This window comes from Desulfosporosinus sp. BICA1-9 (genome assembly GCF_000802135.1).
This window is the reverse complement of sequence record NZ_JUEE01000027.1, coordinates 1-26,134: the sequence shown is the minus strand read 5'-3', so window position 1 is coordinate 26,134 and position 26,134 is coordinate 1. Positions and strand designations below refer to the sequence as shown.

Annotated in this window: 27 protein-coding genes and 4 pseudogenes; 26 read left to right on the top strand and 5 right to left on the bottom strand. The window is 41.5% G+C overall.

Annotated elements, in window-relative coordinates:
- Positions 1 to 32 precede the first annotated feature (32 nt).
- From JL57_RS03525 to folE, 7 genes are all read left to right on the top strand, one after another.
- Complete coding sequence (locus JL57_RS03525; RefSeq protein ID WP_034140679.1) at positions 33 to 1,067, top strand: ATP-grasp domain-containing protein; 1,035 nt, start codon at positions 33 to 35, stop codon at positions 1,065 to 1,067.
- A 51-nt stretch (positions 1,068 to 1,118) separates the two neighbouring features.
- Positions 1,119 to 2,180, top strand: coding sequence for a hydantoinase/oxoprolinase family protein (locus tag JL57_RS03520; RefSeq protein WP_291299648.1), 1,062 nt, complete (start codon positions 1,119 to 1,121; stop codon positions 2,178 to 2,180).
- Positions 2,181 to 2,201: 21 nt separating this feature from the next.
- Positions 2,202 to 2,990, top strand: coding sequence for a HisA/HisF-related TIM barrel protein (locus JL57_RS03515; RefSeq protein ID WP_034140678.1), 789 nt, complete (start codon positions 2,202 to 2,204; stop codon positions 2,988 to 2,990).
- Between the two features lie 58 nt (positions 2,991 to 3,048).
- Positions 3,049 to 5,085, top strand: coding sequence for an aminodeoxychorismate synthase component I (pabB, locus tag JL57_RS03510; RefSeq protein ID WP_034140677.1), 2,037 nt, complete (start codon positions 3,049 to 3,051; stop codon positions 5,083 to 5,085).
- A 24-nt stretch (positions 5,086 to 5,109) separates the two neighbouring features.
- Entirely contained in the window at positions 5,110 to 6,360 is a 1,251-nt protein-coding gene (locus JL57_RS03505; protein WP_291299647.1) for a methyl-accepting chemotaxis protein, read from the top strand.
- A gap of 21 nt (positions 6,361 to 6,381) precedes the next feature.
- Entirely contained in the window at positions 6,382 to 7,230 is an 849-nt protein-coding gene (locus JL57_RS03500; protein ID WP_034140676.1) for a Cof-type HAD-IIB family hydrolase, read from the top strand.
- A gap of 271 nt (positions 7,231 to 7,501) precedes the next feature.
- The gene (folE, locus tag JL57_RS03495) at positions 7,502 to 8,074 is read left to right on the top strand and encodes a GTP cyclohydrolase I FolE (RefSeq protein ID WP_291299646.1); all 573 of its coding nucleotides are present in this window, start codon (positions 7,502 to 7,504) and stop codon (positions 8,072 to 8,074) included.
- A gap of 79 nt (positions 8,075 to 8,153) precedes the next feature.
- Here the strand turns inward: folE and JL57_RS03490 are convergent, their stop codons facing one another.
- The gene (locus JL57_RS03490; protein WP_034140675.1) at positions 8,154 to 8,438 is read right to left on the bottom strand and encodes a molecular chaperone TorD family protein; all 285 of its coding nucleotides are present in this window, start codon (positions 8,436 to 8,438) and stop codon (positions 8,154 to 8,156) included.
- 34 nt (positions 8,439 to 8,472) lie between these two features.
- Between JL57_RS03490 and JL57_RS03485 the strand changes: the two are divergent.
- The 10 genes and pseudogenes from JL57_RS03485 to JL57_RS03440 all read left to right on the top strand — a co-directional run.
- A pseudogene (locus JL57_RS03485) lies at positions 8,473 to 8,724 on the top strand (ABC transporter permease); the annotation flags it as partial.
- Positions 8,693 to 8,980 (top strand): hypothetical protein, encoded by a 288-nt coding sequence (locus JL57_RS36200; protein WP_366556974.1) that lies wholly within the window; start codon positions 8,693 to 8,695, stop codon positions 8,978 to 8,980. The pseudogene JL57_RS03485 and the gene JL57_RS36200, both read left to right, overlap by 32 nt.
- Positions 8,911 to 9,108 carry a hypothetical protein gene (locus tag JL57_RS03480; RefSeq protein WP_034140673.1) on the top strand — a complete coding sequence of 66 codons (198 nt, stop codon included), beginning with the start codon at positions 8,911 to 8,913 and terminating at the stop codon, positions 9,106 to 9,108. Before JL57_RS36200 ends, JL57_RS03480 begins: the two co-directional genes overlap by 70 nt.
- The gene (locus tag JL57_RS03475) at positions 9,095 to 9,646 is read left to right on the top strand and encodes a type II toxin-antitoxin system VapC family toxin (RefSeq protein WP_034140672.1); all 552 of its coding nucleotides are present in this window, start codon (positions 9,095 to 9,097) and stop codon (positions 9,644 to 9,646) included. Before JL57_RS03480 ends, JL57_RS03475 begins: the two co-directional genes overlap by 14 nt.
- A gap of 485 nt (positions 9,647 to 10,131) precedes the next feature.
- Positions 10,132 to 10,371, top strand: a pseudogene (locus tag JL57_RS03470) (DUF6144 family protein); the annotation flags it as partial.
- Positions 10,372 to 10,554: 183 nt separating this feature from the next.
- A complete protein-coding gene (locus JL57_RS03465; RefSeq protein WP_034140671.1) occupies positions 10,555 to 10,797 on the top strand; it encodes a hypothetical protein in 243 nt (80 codons plus the stop codon).
- 413 nt (positions 10,798 to 11,210) lie between these two features.
- Positions 11,211 to 11,762: a TRAM domain-containing protein gene (locus JL57_RS03455; protein ID WP_034140669.1), complete on the top strand. Its 552-nt coding sequence runs from the start codon at positions 11,211 to 11,213 to the stop codon at positions 11,760 to 11,762.
- 444 nt (positions 11,763 to 12,206) lie between these two features.
- Complete coding sequence (locus JL57_RS03450; RefSeq protein WP_034140668.1) at positions 12,207 to 12,485, top strand: type II toxin-antitoxin system Phd/YefM family antitoxin; 279 nt, start codon at positions 12,207 to 12,209, stop codon at positions 12,483 to 12,485.
- Positions 12,482 to 12,793, top strand: a complete 312-nt coding sequence (locus tag JL57_RS03445) for a type II toxin-antitoxin system RelE/ParE family toxin (protein WP_034140667.1) — start codon at positions 12,482 to 12,484, stop codon at positions 12,791 to 12,793. The genes JL57_RS03450 and JL57_RS03445 overlap by 4 nt, the downstream gene beginning before the upstream one ends.
- A gap of 378 nt (positions 12,794 to 13,171) precedes the next feature.
- Complete coding sequence (locus tag JL57_RS03440) at positions 13,172 to 13,828, top strand: hypothetical protein (protein WP_034140666.1); 657 nt, start codon at positions 13,172 to 13,174, stop codon at positions 13,826 to 13,828.
- Positions 13,829 to 13,880: 52 nt separating this feature from the next.
- Here the strand turns inward: JL57_RS03440 and JL57_RS33370 are convergent.
- Together JL57_RS33370 and JL57_RS03430 are read right to left on the bottom strand one after the other, a co-directional pair.
- Positions 13,881 to 14,063: pseudogene (locus JL57_RS33370) on the bottom strand (hypothetical protein); the annotation flags it as partial.
- Between the two features lie 269 nt (positions 14,064 to 14,332).
- Positions 14,333 to 14,530 carry a hypothetical protein gene (locus tag JL57_RS03430; RefSeq protein WP_034140664.1) on the bottom strand — a complete coding sequence of 66 codons (198 nt, stop codon included), beginning with the start codon at positions 14,528 to 14,530 and terminating at the stop codon, positions 14,333 to 14,335.
- A 148-nt stretch (positions 14,531 to 14,678) separates the two neighbouring features.
- On the opposite strand from JL57_RS03430, the pseudogene JL57_RS03425 reads away from it, so the two are divergent.
- From JL57_RS03425 to bioA, 9 genes and pseudogenes are all read left to right on the top strand, one after another.
- Positions 14,679 to 14,897: pseudogene (locus tag JL57_RS03425) on the top strand (preprotein translocase subunit SecA); the annotation flags it as partial.
- A 389-nt stretch (positions 14,898 to 15,286) separates the two neighbouring features.
- Positions 15,287 to 16,939, top strand: a complete 1,653-nt coding sequence (locus JL57_RS03420) for an FAD-dependent oxidoreductase (protein WP_034140662.1) — start codon at positions 15,287 to 15,289, stop codon at positions 16,937 to 16,939.
- Between the two features lie 74 nt (positions 16,940 to 17,013).
- Entirely contained in the window at positions 17,014 to 17,958 is a 945-nt protein-coding gene (locus tag JL57_RS03415; protein WP_291299658.1) for a transposase, read from the top strand.
- Positions 17,959 to 18,343: 385 nt separating this feature from the next.
- A complete protein-coding gene (bioF, locus tag JL57_RS03405) occupies positions 18,344 to 19,522 on the top strand; it encodes an 8-amino-7-oxononanoate synthase (protein WP_034140660.1) in 1,179 nt (392 codons plus the stop codon).
- 17 nt (positions 19,523 to 19,539) lie between these two features.
- Complete coding sequence (locus tag JL57_RS03400; RefSeq protein WP_366556973.1) at positions 19,540 to 20,412, top strand: alpha/beta hydrolase; 873 nt, start codon at positions 19,540 to 19,542, stop codon at positions 20,410 to 20,412.
- Positions 20,409 to 21,254, top strand: coding sequence for a malonyl-ACP O-methyltransferase BioC (bioC, locus tag JL57_RS03395; protein WP_291299645.1), 846 nt, complete (start codon positions 20,409 to 20,411; stop codon positions 21,252 to 21,254). The genes JL57_RS03400 and bioC overlap by 4 nt, the downstream gene beginning before the upstream one ends.
- Before the next feature lie 66 nt (positions 21,255 to 21,320).
- Complete coding sequence (gene bioB, locus JL57_RS03390) at positions 21,321 to 22,286, top strand: biotin synthase BioB (RefSeq protein WP_034140658.1); 966 nt, start codon at positions 21,321 to 21,323, stop codon at positions 22,284 to 22,286.
- Positions 22,283 to 22,969: a dethiobiotin synthase gene (gene bioD / locus JL57_RS03385; protein ID WP_034140657.1), complete on the top strand. Its 687-nt coding sequence runs from the start codon at positions 22,283 to 22,285 to the stop codon at positions 22,967 to 22,969. Before bioB ends, bioD begins: the two co-directional genes overlap by 4 nt.
- A 4-nt stretch (positions 22,970 to 22,973) precedes the next feature.
- Entirely contained in the window at positions 22,974 to 24,317 is a 1,344-nt protein-coding gene (bioA, locus tag JL57_RS03380; protein ID WP_034140656.1) for an adenosylmethionine--8-amino-7-oxononanoate transaminase, read from the top strand.
- A 152-nt stretch (positions 24,318 to 24,469) separates the two neighbouring features.
- Here bioA and JL57_RS03375 read toward each other — a convergent pair whose 3' ends face one another.
- Both JL57_RS03375 and JL57_RS03370 read right to left on the bottom strand, forming a co-directional pair.
- Positions 24,470 to 25,813: a UDP-glucose/GDP-mannose dehydrogenase family protein gene (locus JL57_RS03375; RefSeq protein WP_291299644.1), complete on the bottom strand. Its 1,344-nt coding sequence runs from the start codon at positions 25,811 to 25,813 to the stop codon at positions 24,470 to 24,472.
- A gap of 13 nt (positions 25,814 to 25,826) precedes the next feature.
- Positions 25,827 to 26,134, bottom strand: a 308-nt coding sequence (locus JL57_RS03370; protein ID WP_034140655.1) for a glycosyltransferase, incomplete at its 5' end; no start/stop codon positions are given.

Sequence of the window (26,134 nt, the reverse complement as noted above, 5' to 3'; positions counted from 1 at the left end):
AAAGCCAAGAGTTTTTGAGGAGGTAGGGATTTTTGCGAGTCTTAATCTATGAGTTTTTTTCTGCTGGTGCAATGGACGATAACGAAGATTTGTTTTTATTGGGATTTTCTATGCTCAATGCGGTTCTGAGCGATTTTATTGAGCTCCCTGGCTTGGAAATTTCCACGGTCCTTCAGTCTCGCGTCAAGGATCTCATGGTCCAAGTCCCTTATGCCAGTCGGATACACATTTCTTGGACTGGGGAGGGGACTGGAACATGGCTTGATCAATATGAGGAAATGTTGGAATGGTGTGATATTGTTTTAGTGATTGCTCCTGAGACCGACGGGCTTTTGGCCAGGCTCATCGGTGCAGCCGAAAGGAAAGGAAAGAAGGTGCTGGGTTCAACCGCCAAAGCGGTGGCCCTGGTCAGTGATAAAGCGGAAACCATAAAATTATTGGCAAGCCAGGGCTTACCCGTTCCGTACACTGAGAGGTTGACATGGCCTTTGCCTTCTCACTGGCAGGCCAGGATTGTCGAACGTTTTCCCATGCCGATCGTGCTTAAACCAGTGACCGGGGCCGGAGGGCAGGGGGTTATGGTTATCAAAGATCCTGTTCGCCTAGACCGAGCCGTGAAACAATTTGAAGGGGTATCAGGCCCCACACCTTTTCTGGTACAAGAGTATATCTCAGGAGAGGCGGTGAGCGTCAGTTGCTTCGTCACGGCCGGCCAGGTGCTGCCATTAAGCTTGAATCGTCAACACATAGCTCAGGATGAAGAGCTTTATTTCCAAGGGATTACGATTCCCTATCAGCATCCACAGGCCCAGGATGCCCTTGACATTGCCAAGCGTGCCTGCGAGGCGGTAGATGGACTTGCGGGATTTGTTGGGGTTGACCTTGTCCTCGGCGTAACGGGGCCTGTGATCATGGAGATCAATTCCCGAATTTCTGTGGCCTATGTCGCGTTGAGAGAAGTTGTTAAACGGAATTTAGCCCAGGATCTTTGGCTTACCTGTCTGGAGCAGCGCTTACCGGCTCCACCTGAGCTAAGCGGAACATTTACATATCGAGTGGGTTCATAAGGCGAAACGTACGCAAATCTGAAAACCCATTGTGAAGGTGAGGGGTAAAGAGTGTCTATTTTTATGGGTTTGGACATTGGCGGAGCCAATACCAAGGTGTGTTGGTTGGAGATGGAGAGTGGTCGGGTTGTGCGAGCCAAAGGCGATTCTGTTTACCATGAGGTGTGGAGAGACCCAGAAGGATTGCGAGGCGTATTAGAGGACTTCAAGTACAACTGGAAAATGGGAGATGGCCAGACGCTTCAGGGCGTTGCTCTAACTATGACGGCAGAACTGTGTGATATTTTCAAGTCCAAAGCGGAAGGCGTTATCACAATTCTTCGTTTGGTTGAGCAAGTTTTTACCGATGTACCCATCTACGTTTGGACAACACGCGGGGTTTTTGTTAGCCCGTCTCAAACGAGAGAGAAACCACTGGAGGTGGCGGCAGCGAATTGGCTGGCCAGTGCAACCGCCTTGGCCCGAAGCCCACTGGTCAACGATGAAGCTACGTTACTTGTCGATATGGGCAGCACGACGACAGATATTCTGCCGCTGGTTCGAGGGGAGGTTGTGGCCAAAGGGCGTACAGATCTCGAACGTTTATTATATGGGGAACTGGTCTACACAGGGGTGCTGCGAACCCAAGTCCAAGCGATCGTTGATTATGTACATGTAAATGGCATGCCATGCAAAGTGACTAGTGAATATTTTTCGATTACCGCGGATGTGTATCGATTGTTGGGCTTGATTAGGGAGGAGGATTATGATGTCGCTACCCCAGATGGCGGGGGACGGGATCTTACAGCCTGTGCCCAACGTCTTGCGCGTGTGGTTGCTGCCGACCCCGAGGAATTCGGTCGAAATGGCGTTTATGCGCTGGCTCGATTTATTCAAGAAAAACAGATCCAGCAAGTGCTGGATGGGATCTGGCAACTCCTTTCACGAATGGAGCAACCATGGCCAAAACGGTTAATCATGGCCAGTCAGGGCGCATTTCTTCTGAAAGAAGTAGCCAGACGTTTAGAGTGGGAAGCGATTCCCTGGTGGGAGTGTATCCCGGGTGCACAGGAAAGCTATGCGTTGACAGCCTTTGCGGTGGCTCGGCTATTGGCTACCCAACTGGCAGCTTAATTCAAAAAAAGGATGTTGAATATGAATAAAAAGCCATTCCGAATCATTCCCGCTTTGGACCTCAAGGCTGGAGTGGTTGTGCACGGGGTTCGGGGCGAGCGGGAAAAATATCAACCAATAGAGAGTGTTTTGAGCAGATCGTCGGAGTTCTCTCCCCTTGTGGACGCATTTGTTCAGCAGTTGGGGCTTCGAGAGTTTTACGTTGCAGATCTTGACGCAATCATGTCTTCCCTGAAGAAGGATCATTTGCATTTTGTGGCGCGGAAAAATGCTGAAAGGGTAAATCCTCTCGAACAGCTTTCGTTTATGGTGGATGCGGGAGTTTATGACGTTGACGGGGTTGGAAAAGTATTAGAAGCCGGAGTTGACTATGTCATTATTGGCACGGAGACTTTGCCTTCGCTTGAGATATTACATGAGATCATTAACCGCTATGGAGCAGAGCGACTTGTGGTTAGCCTGGATATTAAGGATACCAAAATTATGAGTGCTGCCTTGGAAATTACCCGTCTTACCCCTCCACAAGCTTTAAGGGAACTTAGGGAGTTAGGCATTCAAAATTTTATATTATTAGAACTAAGTAAGGTGGGCACGGGTACGGGGCTAAACAAAAGGCTAATTAAAGAATGCTTAACCGTCTTGGGTGCACAGCCCCATAAAACGATAGGTTCTTTAATCCTGGGCGGAGGAGTTTCCGGATCTGAGGATTTGCGCTGGTTAGCACAGGTGGGCGTTGCGGGAGCGATTGTGGCGACCGCTCTGCATGATGGCCGACTTACAAGAGAAAAACTAAACCAACTAATTAATTAATTGTAAACATAACCCAAAAGTATTAATGAAACTGTCCGGGTTTAAAGGGGAAACAACGATGATATTTTTGCTGGACAATCATGATTCTTTTACCTATAACCTCTACCAATACTTCGGGGAACTTGGAGAGGATATCATTGTCAAACGCCAAGACGCAATTACGATAACAAATATCGAAGCTATGCATCCTGATTTGATTGTGATCTCGCCTGGGCCCTGTACTCCGAGTGAATCCCCACTTTCCTTAGCCATCATCGAACACTTCAGGGGGCAAATTCCTATTTTGGGAGTATGTCTCGGTCATCAAGCTATCGGACAATTTTTCGGAGGAAAAGTGGTTCAGGCCAAAAGGCCTATCCACGGAAAAACTGCACCCATCCTTCATGATCAGCAGGGGGTCTTCACTGACCTTGTTAATCCATTGGAAGTGACCCGCTATCACTCACTGGTCATAGAGCGATCTACCCTTCCGGAGGAATTACTAATTACTGCCGAGTCAGCTGATGGAGAGATCATGGGCATACGTCATAAAACCCTCCCCATTGAAGGAATTCAATTTCATCCGGAAGCGATCTTAACCCAATCCGGACATCATCTGTTAAAAAACGCCCTCCAAAATGCCAAAATGTGGCGACTGCAGCATGCTGCAGCTCCATGGATTGTCAAGCCACTCTTCGTTTCAATTCCCCCTTATCTCTTATTTTCAGTCTTTAAAGAAAAATCATCTCCATTTTTTTTGGATAGTGGAAACGATTACAAAGAGCTTGGCCGTTATTCCTATCTGGGATCATCCCCTTTTTTAGAAGCGACAGCCTATCCCGATCAGCTTGAGCTATTTTGGACGAACCGCTCACACCGGGAAATAATTCCACTTCATAAATTCGAAAGTTTGAACTTTCTTAACGATGCACAGAGTAAATACCACGTGCGTCGTTCCCCTTTTCCCTTCTCCGGTGGCGCCGTAGGTTTTTTAAGCTACGATCTTAAAGACGAGCTTGAATCGCTTCCCAATGATACCGCCGATGACCTAACCCTACCCCTTTGGCGTTTTGCCTGGTATGATGGAATTGTGATTTATGATCACTTTCAGGATAAATATTGGATCACAGCCTGCGGTATTGACGAAGACGGGACATGTCATGCCGATTTAGCGCAGGAACGTGTCGAAAGCTTAGAACAGCTCCTCTACCCATTTGTTCCAGAGCAACTTGGCGAACCAGAGGACCTCATGAAGATGACAAACTCTTCCCTCTCACCCTTTTCCCCCATTACCCCCAGCGTCTCCCATGCCCAGTATCTAAATGATTTGAAACGCCTCATTGACTACATCTATGCTGGGGATATTTATCAAGCCAATCTAACCCAACGTTTTTCCATGACTTGGACAGGGGATCCTTGGGATCTTTATTCCCAACTTCATAGACAAAACCCCGCTCCCTTTGCTGCATTTCTGCCTTACTCGGATTTTCAAATACTTTGCAGTTCTCCCGAGCGCTTTATCCGAATTCAACCGGACGGACAAATCGAAACGCGCCCGATTAAAGGGACTCGCCCCCGCGGAAAATCAGAGGCAGACGATCAGGCTCAAGCCTTTGAGCTTCAAAATAGTCCAAAGGATCGTGCGGAGCTGACCATGATTATTGATCTGGAACGAAACGACCTCGGGCGAATTTGCGAATTCGGAACCGTTAAAGTTCCCGATTTAATAAAACTTGAAAAATATCCGACCGTCTGGCATCTAGCCTCGACCATTACCGGGCAACTAAGGCGTGGTCTCGAGCCCAGTGATATTATCCAGGCTGTTTTCCCCGGTGGGTCGATCACCGGAGCTCCCAAAATTAGGGCGATGGAGATTATTGAAGAATTAGAGTTATACAAACGGGGGCTGTATACAGGAAGCATCGGTTATATGGGCTTTGATGGCGCGTGGGACTTTAATATTGTCATCCGAACGATTTTGTTAAAAAACGGCAAGGCTTATATTCAGGTTGGGGGAGGGATTGTGGCAGACTCGATCCCCGAAAGTGAGTATAACGAAACGCTTGATAAAGCTAAAGCCCTGTTCAGGGTTCTGAAAGGACGATTAGATAGTTAAAGTTAAAAGGGGGAAATATAAGTTGTGAAAATAACAGTAGAAAGGCGGTTAATGCTGTTTGTGGCTTTAATTGCAGTATTAAACGTCGGAATCACGAGTGTAATTTTTTACTATAAATCCAATGAACTTTTTCTGTTAATACTGATCGTGTTTTCCTGTCTCTTGGGGTTTGTCTTTGCCAAAATGATTTCTAGGCCTTTAAACTCTTTAACAAATCTTGTTATTCAAACGGCCAGTTTGGATTTTACGACAGAAGAAAGTTTGTTTAAAAAATTAAATAAAAGAAAAGACGAAATAGGCTCAATGTCCAGCGCCTTATATGAAATGGGCGGTGTATTACTGGACATGATTGATCAATTGTTAACATCATCCAATAGCATTAATGAAAATGCCCGGTTATTGCATGTTTCGGCAGAACAAGTAGTAGAGCATGCCAATGAAAATTCTGCGACGACGCAGGAACTCTCAGCCGGATTGGAGCAGTCGGCTGCATCTGCAGAAGAGATTTCGGCCGCTTCAGAGGACGTTAAACAAAAAATGGATTCCATCACGGATAAGGCTAAAAATGGAGCCGACATTTCGAAAGAAATAACCATTAAAGCATCTATACTGAAACAAGATGCTTTAAATTCCAACGAAACAGCTCAAACCTTGTACCAAGATGTTAAAACAAAAATGGAGGCTGCTCTCCAACAAGCTCAGACAGTTTCTAAAATCAATCTTCTTACTGAGACAATTCTGAGAATTGCGGAGCAGACGAATTTGCTTTCGCTTAATGCGGCTATTGAAGCTGCACGGGCAGGGGAGGCCGGACGAGGTTTTTCGGTAGTCGCTGATGAAATCAGGAAATTAGCCGGACAATCATCGCAAACGGTTGTGGATATTCAGAAAATGATTGAATTGGTTACGACTTCTATAGATAGTATGACGCTTGGTTCCCAAAAACTACTCGAATTTGTTGACAAGAATGTAAAAAGCGATTACCAAAAGTTCATTGATGTTAGTGAACAATATAATCACGATGCGGTAGTTATTAACGACCTCATGGCAGATATCAATGTAACTGCTGAACAATTGGATCTTATTGTTACCGGAATTACGATGACAATCGCCGAAGTCGCCCGGACCATCAATGAGGGAGCGAGCGGTGTGCAGGAAATTGCCGGAAAAACGGGCGAAATTGTTTACCAAATTAATGATGTAAAAACAGCCGCGAATAAAAATCTTGAAAATGCTATGATCCTAAAGGGAATTCTAAACAAATTTAAGATTTAATAACCTCGGAGGTGTTACATCTTGTTTCGATTGGTCTGTCTCGATGTCGACGGTACATTAGTTGATACAAATATGAGGATTCCTCCTCAGGTTGTTAAAACATTAATACGTCTTCAAACGCGTGGAACTATAATAACCCTTGCTTCAGGAAGACATATTCCTTCTCTACAAGAATATGCCCGTCTCATTGGGACAAAAGCGCCGCTCATCGCGTTCAATGGAGCCTGGATCCAATGTTATAAGCAAGATGGACAAAAGAATAGGCGATACTGGCCACTCAACAGGTATCGTATTCTATCCATTATTGAATGCGCAGAACAAATGGGAATGGAGGTAACTCTCTACTATGCCAATGGCATAGTCTTAAAAAGGAATCGTAAAAGCAAAGAACAAAACCTATGGGCAGAGTTCCTCCGACGGATGGAAAAAGTTCCTGTTCAGGTAGTACAATCGTGGCCATTGATTTCTTCAATCTCTAGCAACGAAACAGACGGGTTGGGATCCCTCATGAAAATACTAATTGCGGGTCAGCCAGAAAGTGTTATTGAGTTATTGGGATACTATAAAGAGCATTATCCGGCAGATTATCAATTTGTTCTAAGCGGGGATCGATATCTTGAAGTCGTCGACAAGCATGCCACCAAAGGACTGGCATTGCAAACCGTTGCCCAGCATCTCGGAATTTCAAGGAGTGACATTATGGCCGTCGGTGACCATTATAATGATGTGTCCATGCTGGAGTATGCCGGCTTTGGGGTTGCTATGGGCAATGCGCCAGTGGTTGTTCAGCAGAAGGCTGATTGGGTTACTGCCAAGAACACAGAGATGGGTATTCTTAATGCATTGGCCTGTGCCTTTGGTCAGATCTGAAGCATAACTTTTCATCCGCTTAACATCAGGGTGTAAAGTTTCTTTAAAAAACTTTTACTCAACTCCGATCATCTGTGAATTAAAGGTTTTAGGACCGATCCATTTAGAAATTGCGAGAGCGGGTATAGACCTAAAGCACTGGAGACGATATGTTAGCGAGTATCACATGTTCGGCGATAAACAAGTCTTTGGTTCTCGCTTAGCCTATTTTATCTCATACTAAAAAACAGAAATTCGTTACTGGAGGACCATAGTAAAGGAGAAAGAGATTATGGGGATGGATTTAGAAAAGATTGAGCAAGCAGTTTACATGATTTTGGAGGCTATAGGAGAAGACCCTGACCGCGAAGGGTTAAGGGATACACCGAAAAGAGTAGCCAGAATGTATGCCGAAGTTTTTAGTGGGTTACAAGAAGACCCTAGTCGGCATTTGAAAGTGCAATTTTCAGAAGTACATGAAGAGATGGTCATTGTTAAGGATATACCGGTTTATTCCATGTGTGAACATCATCTGGTACCATTTTATGGCAAGGCACATGTCGCCTATATCCCGCGCAAAGGAAAAATAACCGGCTTGTCAAAATTCGCTCGTGTCGTTGAAGGGTTTGCGCGTAGACCACAGCTGCAGGAACGCTTGACGTCACAAATCGCGGATGCAATTATGGGCGAACTTGTTCCACTAGGGGTTTTGGTGGTTATTGAAGCAGAGCATATGTGTATGACCATGCGTGGGGTCAAGAAAGCGGGATCACAAACATTAACCTCAGCAGTACGGGGGGTATTTAATACTAATCCCATTACAAGATCAGAAGCTTTTTCACTGATTCAAGGTCATAGACGCTAAGAAAGAGGAGATCATGGTGGATGATGATTAAAGCCGTCGGTGTCATAAAGCCAAATACTATCTGCATAGTTTATCCCTTCTACGAGAGTTCAGCTTGTCTAAACAATTCGGGGCTCCTGGCTTGATCCAATTTTACATAACTCTCAGTCAGTAGCGCGAGGGCTTGATAATACATGCTCTGAGCGTGGGTTCTGACATCTTGACAAAAGGCCGGAACCCAATGCGCCAAATGTTCCTCAAGCAAGCGCTGTTCGAATTGCTGAGCGGCTAATACAGAAGATTTGTTTTCCTTCCCCCAGGCCTCAACTTCCATACTGGTAAAAAGAGCCATGCCTTCCGGTTCTGCACTAATATGATCCGGCATTTGGTAATTCCAGACCCCGAAGTCGTATTTTTAGATAGCAAGTGTCTTAGCCAGTGTATTGTACTTTCCAATGCTCATCTTCTCAGGTGCTACTTTGCCTTACGAGGTTATGCCTGGGGCTCTTCAAAAAGCAGCCGATATATTACCGCTGACCCAGGGCATTAAACTGCTGAAAGCCGCTTCACTTGGCTTGCCGATCGATAGTGTTTTACTGCCCGTCATTGTGATGATTGCACTTGTAGTGACATGTATTGGTGTTTCCATTCACTTTTTCAGATGGGAGTAATCCAAGCGCGCAGATCTTCGCTACCAGCATTGCCCCCTATTCCCTGAGAGCAAGGAACGGGGCCGGGGTGTCCATGCCCATCGCCTCGGCTGAACTGGACACGGTGGCTCCCGACGTGTTGAATCCAAACATATTAGCCTCATTTGGGCATACTATATTGAACAACCAAATGGAGGGTGGTATAATATGGACAAGAAGATCAGTCGTGATAAAGAATGTACGAAGGGGGAGAAAGATATGTCTCCTATTGTATTAAATAAACTTGAAAATAAAGGTTTAAATGAATCTAAAAAAGCCATATTAAAACAACTTATGGGTTCCTATTCGGGAAAAGTTGATTTTAATAAGGTGCGTGACGAGTGGAAAAAGGATGAAAAGCGTTAATTTTAATGATCACTTTTTAGGTTTCGAAGAAGATGAGGATATCTTATTAGATACCAATATTATTTATGCGTTTCTAAACCCATTTGATGCTTGGCACACTACAATCAAAAACTTGTTTAATACCCATATCCTTACAAGTAATGTTAAATTATATCTTTATACTCATTCGAGTATTGTAAATGAAGTGACTTATTTATCTAGAGATCCTCTTAATAATTATTCTAAACATTACGGGACGATTTTTTCTGAACAAGATATTACTCAATCTGTGAATGATATTTTAGATAAAACGAAACAATTGATTGAACAGGATGTAGTTTTACTTTTAGAGAGCAATAAGGAAAGTATATATCAACAAGTAGATTATGCTATGTATTTTGGCGCGATGGATTCTCTTATTATATCTTTGGTAAATGAATATGGAATAAGTTTGCTAACAACTGACACTAGGTTGCTCAATAATCTTACGAGTAAACAAAATGAGTTTCCAAACATACGAAATGTTTATTACACAAATGGTTATCATAGGTCTTACTGAGGCTTCCCTTTTTGGAGGCCTTTTATTTTATAGTGTTTTATTTAGCCGTAATTAAACTGAAACCTAACGTTAAAATGATGCTAGAAGTTTTCATAGTGATTTGGCAAATATTTCTGTATAATGAAATAGAAAGTTCTAGAACTGAAAGTCAACCTTTCAGTTCTTTTATTATAGGGGGTCAACATTGACGAAGGCCAAACAGATTAAAATGTATAGCTTTGGAAGCGATAAAAGTCTATTTGCGCAGAGCATGGGACAAACCTTTTAAATGGATGAAAGATATGGATTAGATATTTATCGGACAGTTGACAGAGAAAAAATGCAGGTCGTAATGGATCTATGCATACCGATTAAATAGAGCAAGAATTCAGAAGTAAATAAACAGACTTCTTACTATAATGAGAACTGTTCCAGGGATATAGTTCGATTTGAAAGGAGTCTGTTTTGTGTTTTTAGAAGTAATAGAAAAAATGGAGGGTGTTAAAATGTTTGATATAAGAAAAATTCAGGAGCAGGTAATCTATGGAGCTGTCAAAAGGGCGAGCAATGCTGAAACAGCAAGAGAAATAGTCTATGGAAAAGATGAGTTGGCTAGAACAGAGAATAATCCGACTTGGGTGAACTCTACAATGAAGAGATTAGAAAACCATTTTGATAAGTCGGCTGTTAATCAGATTAGAATGAACTGTCAGTGTGGATATGGAATGGATGAGAAATTAGCGCTGTAGCTATCCCCATGGGGTAGTTTTTTTGTTATAATCAAAACAGCTTAGAAATATAAGGTTGAAAATAGTCGCAACAGAGAATATAGTGGAAAATTTTGTACTATATTAACCAGATAAATAATTAGGTTCGTTCTAACAAATCATGGTATGATTTGATTAATCCTTTGTTTAGGAGTGATTATTATGAAGGCAATTAAAATTCAAAATAAAGATGTCCTAGAAGCAGTTAATTCAGGTTTACCATATATCGAAATTGGTAACCGGAAGTTTTTATTATTCGAAGTTGAACAATATCCTGATACTAATGTTTATGAGGTGACTGATACCGAAGAAGAACAATTGTTATTAGAGGCTTTAGAAGGAGATAACCCAATCCTTTCTGATTTAGAAATAGACAAAATTTTGGGTTATACTAGAGAAGCATGAGAATACATTGGAGAAGATCGGCAGTTGATTCACTTATATCCCTTGATAAATGGAGAAGAGAAATAGAACTTAAACCTATAGCATCATTCTTGAGGGAGCACATCAATAATTATTTCCAAGGACAGGACTTTTCCGTATATGTCCCTGGAAAAGCCGTTGTTCTTAAAGGTTACCCCGTTAATTTAAGGATGCTGCTCATATCTGTTGGAAAATCTGATCCATATAAGGTTTTTTATCGTATTACAAAAGATGACATTGAGATATTCCTGGTTCGTCATCCACGGCAAAATCAAATGTTTTAACGCTAAGCGCATATTATAAATATTGGGTATGGATTTAACAATATATAAAAAAGGCAGAACAGGAGGGTTACTCATAGGCTAATCCAAGCTAGAGAAGGGGATTCATGCCCTATGCTTATGCAATGGGAAGCTGTTGGACAGGAGGGAGGCCTTGGTTACAATGAACTGAAATATTTTTGGGAGGAAAAAGCGGTACAATTAAAGTATCCGGCCAATGGGAAAAAAAACACTGCCGGCGTTATTAATAGGGTTAGTAATTTGGAAGGACTCCGTCTTACCTCGGAGGGAATGGCTATGGGATATCATGAGGGCAAAGCCACCTTTGTACCCGGCTTGCTGCATGGGGAAATTGGTCAGGTTAAGACTGTGGAAGTGAAAAAGAACTGGCAAAGAGGAAAACTGCTGGGAATTCTGAAAGCATCTGCAGACCGGGTCAACTCGCCTTGCAGTATATTTCCTGTTTGCGGCGGCTGCCAGCTGCAACACCTGAAATATGAGCAGACCTTGGTTAGGAAAGAAGCAGTGGGTGACAGCCACAGCCCTCGACCCATTGAAGCATCCGACGCGGGGTCCTATGTCAAGTCTCGACACAAGAGTATCTCTCTACCCATAGGCCATTCACGTAGTATGATTCGCTTAATGATGCTCCAGATTTCCATATGACTTTTGTCTAAAATTTGGAGGTCAATTCAAACAGTGGCTCAACCTGGTCCGAATTATTCAATAGAGGCTTAGCTAATATGTATTCGCAAATATCTTTTCGTTCCAGGCCGTTTGGTCTGGCTTTTTTGTTGTTCAGGAAAGTATAAAATTTTTGATTTGTGGATAACTGATTTGAAGCGCGTGCGACAGCACGCTTTTTCTATATACCCGATGGGTACATATGATTATTTCATCAGTCTCAAATTGGTTTTGCGATGGACTAATCTAGATTAGTCCATCGCAAAACCGGCAATTTTTTAATTTTTTTCGCTGGGAACTCATTCCCTTAATCTATAGTGTAATAAACCGTCCATAGTGAATCTGTCTGGAATTATCTGGTTGATGACGTAGTCGTATTATGATATAATATGACTATTAGAAAGTATATTGGAAAGAGGTGATACCATGGAGAAAATAATCCGGCCGTCAGCAGATTTAAGAAATCATTACAGTGAAATATCAAAACAGTGCAAAGAAACGAGAGAAGCTGTTATTATTACGGTAAATGGAAGAGGAGATACGGTAGTTCTTGGATTACAGGATTACTATCAGCTGAAATCAGAGTTAGAGCTGTTGAAAACGTTAGCTGAAGCAGATGATGATGTGAAATCTGGACGAGTGGCACCGATGAAGGATTCGTTTGACGAACTTCGGGCATCTTTATTGGAAAGGAAGAATGTATGAAGTATAAACTACTGAGAACGGATAAGGCAGAGGAGCAACTCCGTGAAATCATATTTTATATAGCAGATGATTCAGGAGACGTCGATATTGCACTGGGATATCTGGACAAAATTAAAACAGCAGTCAATCGTCTGCAAGATTTTCCGGAGTCAGGAAATATACCAAGATATTCAATTTTGAAAAAGCAGGGTTATAGAGTAATTATTGTTGAAAGGCATCTGATATTTTATAAATTCAATAAAGATGAGAAGACAGTTATTATATATGCCATTGTGGATGTAAGAAGAGAATACCGTAATTTAATATAAGGTATTGTTTTGGAGCAACAGTCAAGAAGAGTCTTATGAAAGGCTCCTTGAAGAGAACCAAAGGTTGAAAGCGAAGCTTGGTCTTGAAGGGGACACCTCCCGACGTTCAAGAATACCAGGCTGTTTTTGATTTTGGGTCGTTGGACACCATCGAAGCCAGAATGTTTGAGTCGGAACCGCCGGACGACGTATTGGCAAATTCCACAAGGGACCATTCACAGGTCTGAAATATCATAGTCACAGCAGACAATGAAAGGAAAGGGTTTGAATTTTGAAATGCGTTTGAAGCGATCTTGGATCGCTCTCCTCGTCGGACCATAGGTGCATCGCCGTCATGTTGGCCCGGAGTCGCGCGGTGTCTTCTTCAAGGTCGATAATATGGCCGGCAATTTCCTGAATAAATCTAAAGGGAGTATAGCGAAAATATTCCATTTTACCATTAGTCTTATAGCAACAGGGTGTTCTGTTAATACAGAATACCCAGCAAATGGAGTAACTGATGTTGTTGTAAAGGCTGATAACTCTCAAGAAAAAGGAATTATAAAGGTCTTAGAATTTGATGATTCACAGAAAAAGATTATCAGAGGACTTGGAGCTAATCTAAATGATATTTTTTACTTCCAATACGAGGGTATTCCTCAAGAATACAATTGGTTAGAAGTATGGATTGAATATTATGAGAAAGGCCAAAAAGTTAGTAAACTATTTAGTATTAATGAAGGAGTATCTAGGAAGGGTAATATTCTATGTATGTTTGAAAATATCGATAACAAGACAAGAATTACAATTGATGGTAGCAGCATGCTTAAAGAGAAATCAATCATGGAGCAGAGTGTTACTACAAATAAAAAGAATGTTAAGCCAATCCTTCTTGATACTGACACTGAATTTTTATTGGCAGTTAGAGTCGTTGATGGTGGTAATAGTTCAGCGATAATACCTGACGCAATTTTTACAGTGCAAGACTTTGATGATAAAGAGTTATACCAAAATGATTATGTATATTTGATTAAAGGGAGATTTTACTCGAAGTAATCTACCGAAGCTAGGAAAAGGGCATTATCCCTAATTGGGTTAAATGCTTGAGTCGTGCCAACGTCCCCGGATCACAGGAGACATAGATAATCTGATCCGGCCCCAATTCCTGCAGCCGTTCAAACACTCTCTTGTGTGCTCCGGCCCGGGGTGGGTCGAGGACGATGATATCCGAATGAAAGGAAATCAAATTTGCCTTCGATGACCCAGCCTTTGCAGTGGGGTATTTGGAAATTGATGATCACAAGTATGACCCTGGTTTTAGTTTTTTCAGGTATATAAGGGACTTCACAGAATATAGACAGTTTGATCCAAACATAGACAATCAGGTTGAAGCATTATTTAAAAAATATAATTGGACGATTGACTATCGAGTCAATAGAATGAATGAGACACTCCCGTCTAACCTGAAACACGATGCTGATCAAATCAATAACTGCATCACAGTATAAGTACTTATTAGAAAACCACGAATTAATAAAGATATTTGTATCAACTACAACCCTAATCTTCTTTTTCATACCTCTTTATTCCTATCAGTTTTCTAATGTCTTTTTCAGTAAGTCCCTTTTTTTGCATAGCTTCTTGAGCCATTTGCTTCATTCTAGTCATAGGCGGAAGTTTGATTTGTGATTCATTAATAGTTGAGATTGCCATATTTTCTTCCTCCTCCTTACCGATTTCAGCTTCTTCTTTGTCCATATCTTATCACCTTCCAAACTGTTGTTCAATATAGTATGCCCATTTTCATCCAGCTAGAAGGTGACAAAATATCAGGGGATGTACTGCTTCGAATAGGATCCTGTCAATAGCACCGGACGGCTCAATCTTCCCTTGCTCCCAGTAAGTCAATCTGAAGGTCCAATTGGAGAACGTCAAGACATCCAAAGCGGAACTCGATAAAACGGCCAGGCAGCTGAAGGATTCGCTGGAATCGATCCAACAAAGCTCATCCGCCAAGGGCTATGAGAGGATGAAAACGAACTTCATTAATACCTCGCTCAAGGTCAGGGCCAACCATATCGCCTTCCTCTGTGAAAACCTGGATAAAACCATTAAGGAAATGAAGCTGGGCGTTTTCGTTTTGGTGGTGTTGGTGTCTCTGGGGGAGAAAAGCTGGTGCATATGGCCCCGCCTGCAGATGTTATACCTAAGATGATAAGTGATCTGATTCACTGGGTCAAAACAACTGATACTCATCCTCTCATCAAAAGTAGAAATTGATGGCTAATGTGCGGGAATACTCCAATGGGGAAAGTGCATTCCTCTACTTTACGGAAAAAATTGCTGAAAATGCATTGGGAATGCCCAAAAGACGGTAATACTACTCAATCCGAGATGCAATTGGCGTAATTAAATTATAAGAGAAGATAACATAATTGTGAATGCCAATTAATCATGTTATTATTTTCATAAACTTGCTAAACTAATTAGATATGTGCTAAAGGAGATGTTGTAATGAGTAAAAAGGTGCTCATTGTTGGCGGAGTTGCAGGGGGAGCCAGTGCTGCAGCACGCTTGCGCCGTTTGGATGAAGAGGCGGAAATCATTATCTTTGAACGGGGAGAACATATTTCATATGCTAACTGCGGCTTACCATATTATGTCAGTGGAGTTATTAATGAGCGGGAAGCTCTATTGGTTTCAAAGCCTGAAGCTATGAGAAACCGCTTCCGTATTGATGTAAGAATCTTTAGTGAGGTTACCCGTATTTTTCCCGAGGAAAAAGCCGTCGAAGTCCAAGAACAGAGTGGTAAGGTCTACCGAGAATCTTATGATCAATTGATCCTTTCTCCCGGGGCAGCTCCGCTTCGTCCGCCGATTCCCGGGATCAATGACATCGATGCCCTGGTTGTACGTAATGTTACAGATATTGATCAGATTAAACGATTTATCGATGAGCAGCAACCTAAAACGGCAGCAGTCGTAGGAGGGGGCTTTATTGGCTTGGAAATGGCCGAAAATCTCCATGCCAGAGGAGTAGATATAACGATTATAGAAATGAGCAATCAGGTCATGGCTCCTCTGGATTTTGAAATGGCCGCAATTCTTCATGATCACATTTTCAATAAAGGAATCAACCTTATTTTGGAAGATGGGGTAAAATCCTTTGCTAAAAAGGATAAGGGGACTCTTATTACACTCCAAAGCGGCCAGGAAGTACAAGCTGATTTAACGATCATGGCTATTGGTGTAAAACCGGAAATTAAATTAGCGAAGGAAGCCGGGCTAACTATCGGAGAGTTAGGCGGCATCAAAGTTAATGAGCGACTCCAGACCTCAGACCCTAATATTTACGCTGTTGGCGATGTCATTGAGGTAAAACACTTAGTAACAGGACAAGCTGCGCTCTTGCCGCTTGCAGGTCCTGCTAATAAACAAGGCCGCATTGTTGCCGATGTTATCGCAGGTCGGGATAGTCAGTATAAGGGTACCCAAGGTACTGCAATTGCCAAGGTTTTTGATTTAGTGGCAGCGTCCACCGGGGCGAATGAAAAAATGCTTAAGAAATTAGGGATTCCTCATGAAGTGTTGTTTACTCACTCCAATTCCCACGCCGGGTATTATCCTGGAGCAACAAGATTATCCATAAAACTTGTCTTTGATAAAAATAATGGCCGAGTCCTGGGTGCCCAAGCTGTCGGAGCTCAGGGTGTCGATAAACGGATTGATGACATCGCCGGGGTAATCCGTAACAAAGGGACTATTTATGATTTGCAGGAACTCGAACTGGCCTACGCCCCGCCCTTTTCATCGGCTAAAGATCCTGTGAACATGGCCGGCTATGTGGCGGAAAACATCATTAATGGTGATGTTCAAATGATTCATTGGCAGGAACTTAGTAAACTTAAAGCAAAAGATATATGTATCATTGATGTACGGGATGAAGAAGAACGTAGAGCTAAGTTTATCCCCGGCTCACTGCATATACCTGTCAATGACCTGCGCGGCAAATTATCGGAACTTCCAAAAGATAAGGAAATCGTAGTTTACTGCGAGATTGGGCTGAGAGGTTACGTTGCTTATCGAATCTTGGCTCAACACGGATTTACCAAAGTTAGGAACTTGTGCGGAGGTTGGGTTACTTATTACCCGGCTGTTTTTGGATAAGTTTCCCCAAATTACGGAGAAAGAATCTAGCCCCCATGGGGTATAGAGGGTATTTTGAGAGCGACCTGTTGTTAATGGATGAGGCAGTATGGATAGTTCAGGACTATTATAAAAAGAAATCTAAAGTAGTTCCAGGAGTCATAGCAGGATTACATACATTCGGGGCACGGATGAATTTCAATCCGCATGTTCATATGCTAGTAACCATGGGCGGAATGAAGAAAAATGGAGAGTGGAAGGTCTATGACTATATTCCATTCGAAATGCTCCGAAAACAATGGCAAACAGTTGTGTTGAAATCGATTCGCAGAGCTCTTAATGAGCAAGAAAAAAAAGAAGTACAACCCTTATTACAAAAGGCTTATAAAGCCAATGGGGATGGGTTTTACGTTTATGCCCCAAAACAGAAGGGGAATGTAAAGGCACAAATAGGGTATATTGGTCGGTATATTTGTCGACCCGCGATAGCGTTGAGCCGGATTGAGGAGTATGACGGTCAATATGTAACGTTCCGGTATCATGACAAAAAGGACGGACAAGAAAAACGCGAAAAACTAACGGTAGAAGAATTTATTGCACGGTTGATCGTGCATATACCAGAGAAGCAATTCAAAATGATTCGTTACTATGGAGTATACTCGCGGAGGATCAAGTCCATTTGCAAAAAGGTCATATCAGCTTGTCAAAAAGAAACGAGGAAGTGGATTGTAAAAATAAAGAAGACCTTGAGGCGTAGAAATTGGGAGCAGCGGATCAAAGATCAGACAGGGAAAGATCCCATGAAATGTCCACACTGTGGAAATTACTATGAGTACAAGGGAGAAGTATACCTAAAAGAGGGAAAACTGGCAATCAAACATGCGAGGGACCCAGTAGCAATGGCATGTCTAGAAAGGATGATTTACAATTTCACCAGTATCAAAGCAGAGAAAACCCATCAAAAAGAAGAAAAAACTCCAAAACAGCAGGAACTTAGACGGGACCCAGAGTATAGTCAAGTATATTTGTTTGGCGTGTAACCAAATTGAGGAGATCCCGTTAAATGTAGTAACATCATTTGATGCGATGGATGATGGCGATCCAACCGTTCCTCCCCAGTTCAGTTGTGAGAAATGTGGAGGAGATATGTATCCAGCGTACTATATGGGGCTCCATGGTTATGAATACAAAATTTCAGATATCCAAGAACAATAAAAGGACCGAGGCGCAGCCTCGGTTTTTCTTGATAATATTCAAGGGTTGAGGTGAGAGAGATACTTGGATAATCTTATTTAGTTGACAATTATTTGGACTGGATATAGAATTATTGTAAACCGACTACATCATAACTGGTTTACAATAATAATTGATAAATGTATATATCAAGGGATTAGAAGTTAGGTATCAATAAAAGGGGCAGAGTAGATGAATAATTTTTACACAAATCTGGAAAATGAGTTGCATAAATTAGATGAACAGCATCTTTTCCGAGAGATGAAAATTGTACATGGGGCATTGACCGAATGGGTGGAGATCAAGGAAAAAAAGCTACTTAATCTTAGTAGCAATAATTATCTGGGCATTGCTGATCATCCTATGCTGAAAAGAGCAGCCATTCAAGCGATTCAACAATCAGGCTGTAGTGCTACTTCGGCACGCCTGATAGTGGGAAACTACGAGTTGTATGATCAGGTGGAAAGAGACTTAGCCCGGTTTAAAAACACTGAAGCAGCTCTGATCTTCAACTCTGGATATGCGGCTAATGTGGGAATAGTTACGGCTCTGGTAGGCAGAGGAGATATAATCATCAGTGATAAAATCAACCATGCCAGTATAATTGACGGTGCCCGCCTGAGTGGGGCAGAATTTTTGCGCTATAAGCATAAAGATATGGCAGACTTGGAGCGGTGTCTGCAAAAGGCGGAGGGTTACAGTTGTAAATTGATTGTCACTGACAGTGTTTTTAGTATGGACGGAGACCTTGCTCCCCTTCCTGCAATAGTAGAATTGAAGGAAAAGTACGGAGCGGTTTTAATGATCGATGAAGCCCATGGGAGTGGCGTCTTTGGAGAAAACGGTCGGGGATTAGCGGATTTCTATGGGGTTTCTGATCGGGTAGAAATTAACATGGGTACATTGGGCAAAGCTTTCGGCTGTTCCGGTGCCTATGTAGCTGGGCGGAAAGTACTGATAGATTATCTGAGTAATAAAGCTCGCAGCTTTATTTTTACCACGGGTCTCCCACCAGCCGTCGTGGCCAGTGTTCAAGCGGCCATTCAGGTAATGCAACTGGAGAATTGGCGGCAAAAAGATGTTTTGGCTAAAGCTTCTTGGGTGAGGGAAGAACTCGACAAGGCGGGATTCAATTTGTTAAACAGTGAAAGCCAGATTATTCCTATCTTGGTAGGGGATATTGAAGCAACTCTGGAGTTTAGTAGCCGTCTTTTTGATGTAAATATATTAGCAGTGGCTATCAGGCCGCCAACGGTACCACCCAAGGCAGCCCGCTTACGTTTGTCTATTATGGCCACTCACAGCAGCGAAGATTTGGCCTGGGCGGTTGAACAGATAAAACTTATCGGTCGGGAACTGGGGATAATATAAGAGGGAAGTGAACGGGGATAAAAAATATCGTACTTATTCATGGCTGGGCCTGTGATGAAAGTATCTGGCAGGAGACCAAAAACTACCTAGAACAAAAATACCGCTTGTATACTATCAACTTGCCTATAATGAAAAATAGGCATAGTTATCGAGATGCTGTGATTGAGTTGATTGAGCAAAAGGGTCTAACTAGAGTAGTATTGGTAGGTTGGTCTATGGGGTCCATTGTTGCCATCCAGGTGGCAAGTTACCTTCTACATAAAGTACAGGGATTGGTATTAGTCAGTGGAACGAGTAAATTTCTAGCTGAAACGCAGACACAGGTTCTGGGTAGTGAAGCCTCTCTCGAGGATACAGATTTTGAAAATAACGGGGATTCCATCCAGAATGCTTATTCTATAAAGAACGCTATAAAGTATGGAGAATATGTTAAGTACCAGTGGGTACCTTTGATGGAGCTTTATCAGGGAGGTATTCCTTCAGTATTGGTAACAAAAATGAAAAAACGACTGAGCAAAAATCCGGAGAGAACATTAAATGATTTTTACAAGCTGATGTTTAGTTCTAAGGAGCAGGCACTGGGATTGGATGACAAAATTATGGACAATTACCTCAGCTGTGAACGAATATGGGATCTTCTCGAAGCCCAGTCTGGTTTAGATTTTCTGATGGAAGCTGATGTCCGGGCGTATTTGCATAATATTACTTGTCCTACTTTGTTGCTTCATGGTGAAGAGGACAGCCTTTGCCCCTTAGAGGGCGCTAATTTTATTAAACGACAGTTACCCTGTGCCCAATTAGTCAGTTACCCCGGAGTTGGACACATCCCATTCCTAACTGAATTTAGAAATTTTCATTATGCTTTAGAGGAGTGGTTATCTGATCTATGATGGTAAATAAAGTGCAGGTGCAAAAAAACTTTGGTCAAAGTGCAGCTACTTATGACGATTATGCTATAGTTCAGAAGGAGATGGCCAGGATACTTCTTGCTAAGATCAAGAGCACAGGGCGTTGCTTTCAGACCATATTAGAGATTGGCTGTGGTACCGGTTTTTTTACAGAACTCCTTGCTAGAGAATACCCAAAAGCCCTAATTACAGCGATTGACATTGCTCCGGAAATGATCGATTTAGCTAAAGAAAAGTTATCGGGTTCTGCCAATATTAGATATTTAATAGCTGATGGGGAAAAGCTGCCAGTAGGTAGCAAATCACTAGGCGACCCATCCTTTGACTTAATTGTATCAAATGTGGTTTTTCAGTGGTTTACCGACTATGCCAAGGCCTTTGCTCAGTACTATGCATTGTTAAATACCGATGGGTATCTGATTTTTAGCACGCTTGGCGCCGGAACCTTTAAGGAATTATATGTTTGCTTGAATAATAGTTCAAGGGCTAATACCCAACCTGAGCTAATTTGCCGTGAAGGTCACACAAAAAGGGAACCATTTATTGAAAATAAATGCCTTCAGGACTACTTAATTAGAACTGGATTTAAGTTTGTTGGTGTAGAAGAGGTTACAAAACAAGAATATTTTAATTCTTGCCGCGAATTTTTAAGAGCTTTAAAAAAGATTGGGGCTAATAATTACCTTGCTGGGGAACTGGTTGTACAGGGGATGGGCTCTGGCATTTTTTTTCTCATTAAGAGCTATGATGCGATGTTTTCTAATGAGCAGGGGGTTTTTGCCACTTATCAGTGTCTATTTGGCTGGGGTCAGAAAGATAGATAAAAGTGATTAAGAAATAAATGATTATCTAAATAAGTAATTTTAAGGAAATATAGGCGGTGATTGTAGATGTCTTATATAAAAAGACTAAAAAATAATATTATTAATGGCTACAGAATAACCAAGGAAGAGGCACTATTACTTTATGACTGGCCTCTTGAGGAACTGTTAGCTTCGGCAAATGAGATTAGACAAGTTTTATGTAAAGACTCTTTCGATTTATGCACAATAATTAATGGGAAATGTGGGAACTGTTCAGAGGACTGTAAATATTGCGCCCAGTCAGCACATAATAAAGCTTGTGTCGATGACTATTCACTACTTTGTGGAGAAGAGATTTTAAACTCTGCTTTAGCCAATTATCACAAGGGAGTACTTCGTTTTTCAGTTGTTACATCGGGACGCAGTCTGGATAATAATGGAATTATGGATATTTGCGGTACATACCAGTCTATTAAAGAAAAATGCAACATATCGTTATGTGCTTCTCATGGCTTATTAACCTATGAGCAGTTCATACTGCTTAAAAAAGCAGGGGTTACAAGATATCATTGTAATCTTGAGACATCAAGAAAATTTTTCCCCAATATCTGCACTACGCATACTTATGATGACAAAATAACGGCAATTAAAAATGCTCAACAGGTAGGATTAGAAATATGTAGCGGCGGTATTTTGGGGCTTGGAGAAGAATTTGAGGATAGAGTAGATATGGTGCTGGATTTAAGAGAGCTTGGCATAAGGTCCATACCTGTTAATATCCTAAACCCTGTTAAAGGTACTCCTTTGGAGCATAACCCAAAGCTTTCCGACGAAGAGGTCCTAAGAACAATTGCTGTTTTCAGGTTTATCATTCCTGATGGCGCAATTCGCCTTGCAGGAGGCAGGGAGTTGCTTGCTGACAAAGGTAAGAGAGCCTTCTTATCTGGAGCTAATGCTGCGATCTCGGGGGATATGCTTACTACAAGTGGTATATCTATTAAAGAGGATAAAGAAATAATAAGTGACTGTGGATATAAGGTACAAATGCTATGAGTAAAGGAATATTTATAACTGCAACAGGTACAGATGTTGGTAAAACCTATATTACAGCCTTAATAACAAAAACTTTATGTGAAAATGGAATAAATGCAGGGTATTATAAAGCGGTACTTAGTGGAGCAGAAATGATCAACGAGAAGATTATTGCTGGGGATGCAAAACTAGTATTTGATTGTGCGAAAATAGAAAAAGAACCTAATGATTATGTTTCTTACATTTTAAAAACTCCTGTCTCACCACATTTAGCGGCAGAACTTGAAAACGTCACTATTGAACTTAATAATATCTATAGTCATTTTAATCGGATAAAATCAGAATTTGAGTATATAACGGTTGAGGGAAGCGGTGGCATTATCTGTCCAATAAGGTTAGATGGTGAAGAGATAATGCTGACTGATATTATTAAAAAACTAGGGCTTGAAGTACTTATAGTTGCTTCATCAGAACTGGGGACAATAAATCATACAGTTTTGACAGTTGAATACGTAAAACAACATGGTATTTGTATTAGAGGAATTATCCTTAATAAATATGATGACAAAAGCTATCTGCACAGGGATAACAAACAGGTTATCGAAAGATTGACTGGCATCGAGGTTATTGCTGTGGTACAGAAAGGTGCAGAAAGGCTGAATATGCAAATTGATAAGCTGTGTAGCTTGTATAAGGAGACATGAGTATATGAACCTCGTGGAAAAGGACCTTAAATATATTTGGCATCCATGCTCACAAATGAAGGACTATCAAGAACTTAAACCAATAGTAATAAAAAACGGAAAGGGTGCTTATATATTCGATATCAACGGGAAGAGATATCTTGATGCGGTTTCCTCTTGGTGGGTAAATCTTTTTGGTCATTCAAACGACAGGATAAATAGAGCAATTAACGAACAAGTGGAAAAGCTGGAACACGTTATTTTTGCGAATTTTACTCATGAACCTGCTATTCAGCTTGCAGAAAAAATAGTAAATATTACTCCTGATGGATTAGATAAAGTTTTCTTTTCAGATAATGGTTCGGCTGCTATCGAAGTTGCCTTAAAAATGAGCTTTCAGTATCATCAGCAAACAGGAAAAATTAATAAACAAAGGTTTGCTGCGTTGCAAAACGCCTATCATGGGGAGACTTTAGGTGCTTTGTCAGTAGGAGATCTTGATTTATATAGCAAGGTTTTTAATCCACTTTTGCTCAATACATTACGTCTTGAAAGTCCTGATTGCTACCGGTGTATATATGGTAAATGCAGAGATAATTGCAATCTTGAGTGTTTTGCAAACCTAGAAAAGGATATTATCTTGCATCATGAAGAACTGTGTGCTGTTATTATAGAACCATTGATCCAGTGTGCTGCCGGTATGAAAATGTATCCACCTCCTTATCTGAAAAGGTTAAGAAAATTATGTGATGAATATGATATACATCTGATTGCGGATGAAATAGCTGTTGGTTTTGGGAGAACGGGTAAAATGTTTGCATGTGAGCATGCTGGAATTTCACCTGACATTATGTGCCTATCAAAGGGAATTACAGCAGGGTATCTTCCACTTGCCCTAACCTTAACTTCAGATAAAATATATGATGCCTTTTATGGCGATTATTCTGAGCACAAGGCATTCATGCACAGCCATAGTTATACTGGTAATCCGATATCTTGTGCAGTTGCCAATGAGTCACTTAGTATTTTCGAAACTGAGGATATAGTTGCAAAGAATAAAATTACCGCAAAGTACATGTCGGAGTGTGCAAATACCTATTTCTCTGAGAGTAAAAATATCGGTGAGTATAGACAGACTGGAATGGTTGGAGCTATTGAGCTAGTTATGGATAAAAGCACAAAACAGAGTTTTGAACCGCAAAAACGCATAGGTTATGAAGTGTACAAAAAAGGCCTAAACAAAGGTATTGTAATTAGACCTTTAGGTAATGTGATTTATTTTATGCCACCTTATGTTGTTAATCAAAATGATATCGACTTTTTATATTCTCGAACAATTGAAGCTATAACTGAGGTTTTAGATCAGTAAGGTGTTCGCATAAAACAAGTCGCATCTTGAGCTTAACACCCTAACAGAAATTCTGATTTATTCCCGGGAAATTCATAAGCTGGATAATTTGATTGAAGTAGAAGGACAAGATAATTTGGAAGAGGCCTTGAAACTGGGGCGGGGAGGGATTTCTAAATAATGTTTTTCAAAGAAACATCAATACTGTCAAAAATAGGATTGGTTATGCCGATCCCTTTGTAACTGAACCCAAGATGATACGCCTTGTTCGGGGAGAAAATGTTCCTGGTGTCAATGATTAAGGGTGTTTTCATCATCATATATACCATTTCAAGGTTTAATTCCTTAAATTCCGGCCATTCTGTCATCACTATTAGACAATCAGCATCCATAATAGTATCCATAATGTTTGTGGAAAATGTAACTCTTGAATGAAGCGGTTCTTCCAGATTCTTTACTACGGGATCATAGACGTGGATACTTGTTTTCGTATCTGCTATTTTCTCAAGCAAATGGATCGCAGGAGAGTTCCTTGTGTCATTGGTACCCGCTTTGAAGCTTAAGCCTAAAACGGCTATTTTCTTACTTCCTATATCCTTAAGTTCACTCATAACATAATCGATAATGTTTTTGATCTGCAATCCATTTCGTTCCAGTACCGCTTTTAACAGGGGCAGTCCGGCATTTGCCTTACCCGCAAAGCAAATTAAGGATTTTAAATCCTTGGCTAGGCATGGACCGCCAAAGCCGGGGCCGGGGTTAAGGTAATGACTTCCTATGCGTTTATCGAGCTTCATGCCTTGAAGTATGGCATGGATATCGGCGTTAACCTTCTCGCTGATTTCCGAGATCTCGTTGATAAAGGAGATTCTGGTAGCCAGGTAGGCATTGCAGGCATACTTAACCATTTCAGAGCTCCTGGTATCGGTAAAAACCATGGGAGCATCGAATGTTCTGTATAACTCCTTCATCACAACTTCGGATTCGGGTGTATCTACTCCAACAACGATACGATCTGGATTAAGGAAATCACTGACAGCATTTCCTTCCCTAAGAAATTCCGGATTTGAAACCACGTCGAATGGTATCATAGGGTTTTTCAGGTTATCCTTGATAATCATTCTGGCCATAGCGCAAGTACCTACTGGTATAGTGCTTTTGATAACAATGGTCTTGTAATTGTTTATATAACCTGCTACGAGCTTAAGCGCCAGAATCAGCTGGGACATGTCCGTTTCTCCGTTTTTGCTTTCAGGGGTACCGACCGCAATCATGATGATGTCAGATTCCCTTACGGCAGTTTTTATGTTGTTCGTGAATACTACTTTATTCCTGTCAGTGGCTTCTTTGAGCAGTTCATGAAGGCTTTCTTCGAAGATCGGGAGTTCACCGTTATTCAATTTATTGAGTTTACTAGAGTCACCGTCCATGCAGATTACATCATGACCGTGTACGGCCAGACCTAGGCCGGTAATCAGACCTACATATCCTGTGCCACCGATAATAGATATTTTCACCCGAAACTCCTCCTTATGCTGTTTGTGACAGTTTAGTTTGGCTATTTTCCAGGACTGAGCTATAATCGCTAACCAATTGATCGAATATGTAACTCCAGGATTTTGTAGCAGCGTGCTCTCGTGCGTTGGCTGCCAGTGATTCAATAAACTGTTTGTCTTCAGCCAGCTTGATGATGGCCCCGGCCAAGCTTGTAGCATCGCGGGGTGGGCACATCAAACCATTGTAGCCATTTTTTACATTGTCTTTAACTCCCCCGGAGTTTACCGCGATCACCGGTAATCCCGAAGCCATAGCTTCCAGCACGACGTTGCCGAAGGTTT

Excerpts from the sequence above, each read along its gene's own strand:
- JL57_RS03445 (WP_034140667.1), top strand. The coding sequence starts at position 12,482 with ATGAAGTATAAACTACTGAGAACGGATAAGGCAGAGGAGCAACTCCGT.
- JL57_RS03450 (WP_034140668.1), top strand. The coding sequence starts at position 12,207 with ATGGAGAAAATAATCCGGCCGTCAGCAGATTTAAGAAATCATTACAGT.
- JL57_RS03490 (WP_034140675.1), bottom strand. The coding sequence starts at position 8,438 with ATGCCGGATCATATTAGTGCAGAACCGGAAGGCATGGCTCTTTTTACC.
- JL57_RS03415 (WP_291299658.1), top strand. The coding sequence starts at position 17,014 with ATGGATGAGGCAGTATGGATAGTTCAGGACTATTATAAAAAGAAATCT.
- bioB (WP_034140658.1), top strand. The coding sequence starts at position 21,321 with ATGTCTTATATAAAAAGACTAAAAAATAATATTATTAATGGCTACAGA.
- JL57_RS03440 (WP_034140666.1), top strand. The coding sequence starts at position 13,172 with ATGGCCGGCAATTTCCTGAATAAATCTAAAGGGAGTATAGCGAAAATA.
- JL57_RS03475 (WP_034140672.1), top strand. The coding sequence starts at position 9,095 with ATGAAAAGCGTTAATTTTAATGATCACTTTTTAGGTTTCGAAGAAGAT.
- pabB (WP_034140677.1), top strand. The coding sequence starts at position 3,049 with ATGATATTTTTGCTGGACAATCATGATTCTTTTACCTATAACCTCTAC.
- JL57_RS03465 (WP_034140671.1), top strand. The coding sequence starts at position 10,555 with ATGAAGGCAATTAAAATTCAAAATAAAGATGTCCTAGAAGCAGTTAAT.
- bioC (WP_291299645.1), top strand. The coding sequence starts at position 20,409 with ATGATGGTAAATAAAGTGCAGGTGCAAAAAAACTTTGGTCAAAGTGCA.
- JL57_RS03480 (WP_034140673.1), top strand. The coding sequence starts at position 8,911 with ATGGACAAGAAGATCAGTCGTGATAAAGAATGTACGAAGGGGGAGAAA.
- JL57_RS03420 (WP_034140662.1), top strand. The coding sequence starts at position 15,287 with ATGAGTAAAAAGGTGCTCATTGTTGGCGGAGTTGCAGGGGGAGCCAGT.
- bioD (WP_034140657.1), top strand. The coding sequence starts at position 22,283 with ATGAGTAAAGGAATATTTATAACTGCAACAGGTACAGATGTTGGTAAA.
- bioA (WP_034140656.1), top strand. The coding sequence starts at position 22,974 with ATGAACCTCGTGGAAAAGGACCTTAAATATATTTGGCATCCATGCTCA.
- bioF (WP_034140660.1), top strand. The coding sequence starts at position 18,344 with ATGAATAATTTTTACACAAATCTGGAAAATGAGTTGCATAAATTAGAT.
- JL57_RS03430 (WP_034140664.1), bottom strand. The coding sequence starts at position 14,530 with ATGGACAAAGAAGAAGCTGAAATCGGTAAGGAGGAGGAAGAAAATATG.
- folE (WP_291299646.1), top strand. The coding sequence starts at position 7,502 with ATGGGGATGGATTTAGAAAAGATTGAGCAAGCAGTTTACATGATTTTG.
- JL57_RS03455 (WP_034140669.1), top strand. The coding sequence starts at position 11,211 with ATGCTTATGCAATGGGAAGCTGTTGGACAGGAGGGAGGCCTTGGTTAC.
- JL57_RS03515 (WP_034140678.1), top strand. The coding sequence starts at position 2,202 with ATGAATAAAAAGCCATTCCGAATCATTCCCGCTTTGGACCTCAAGGCT.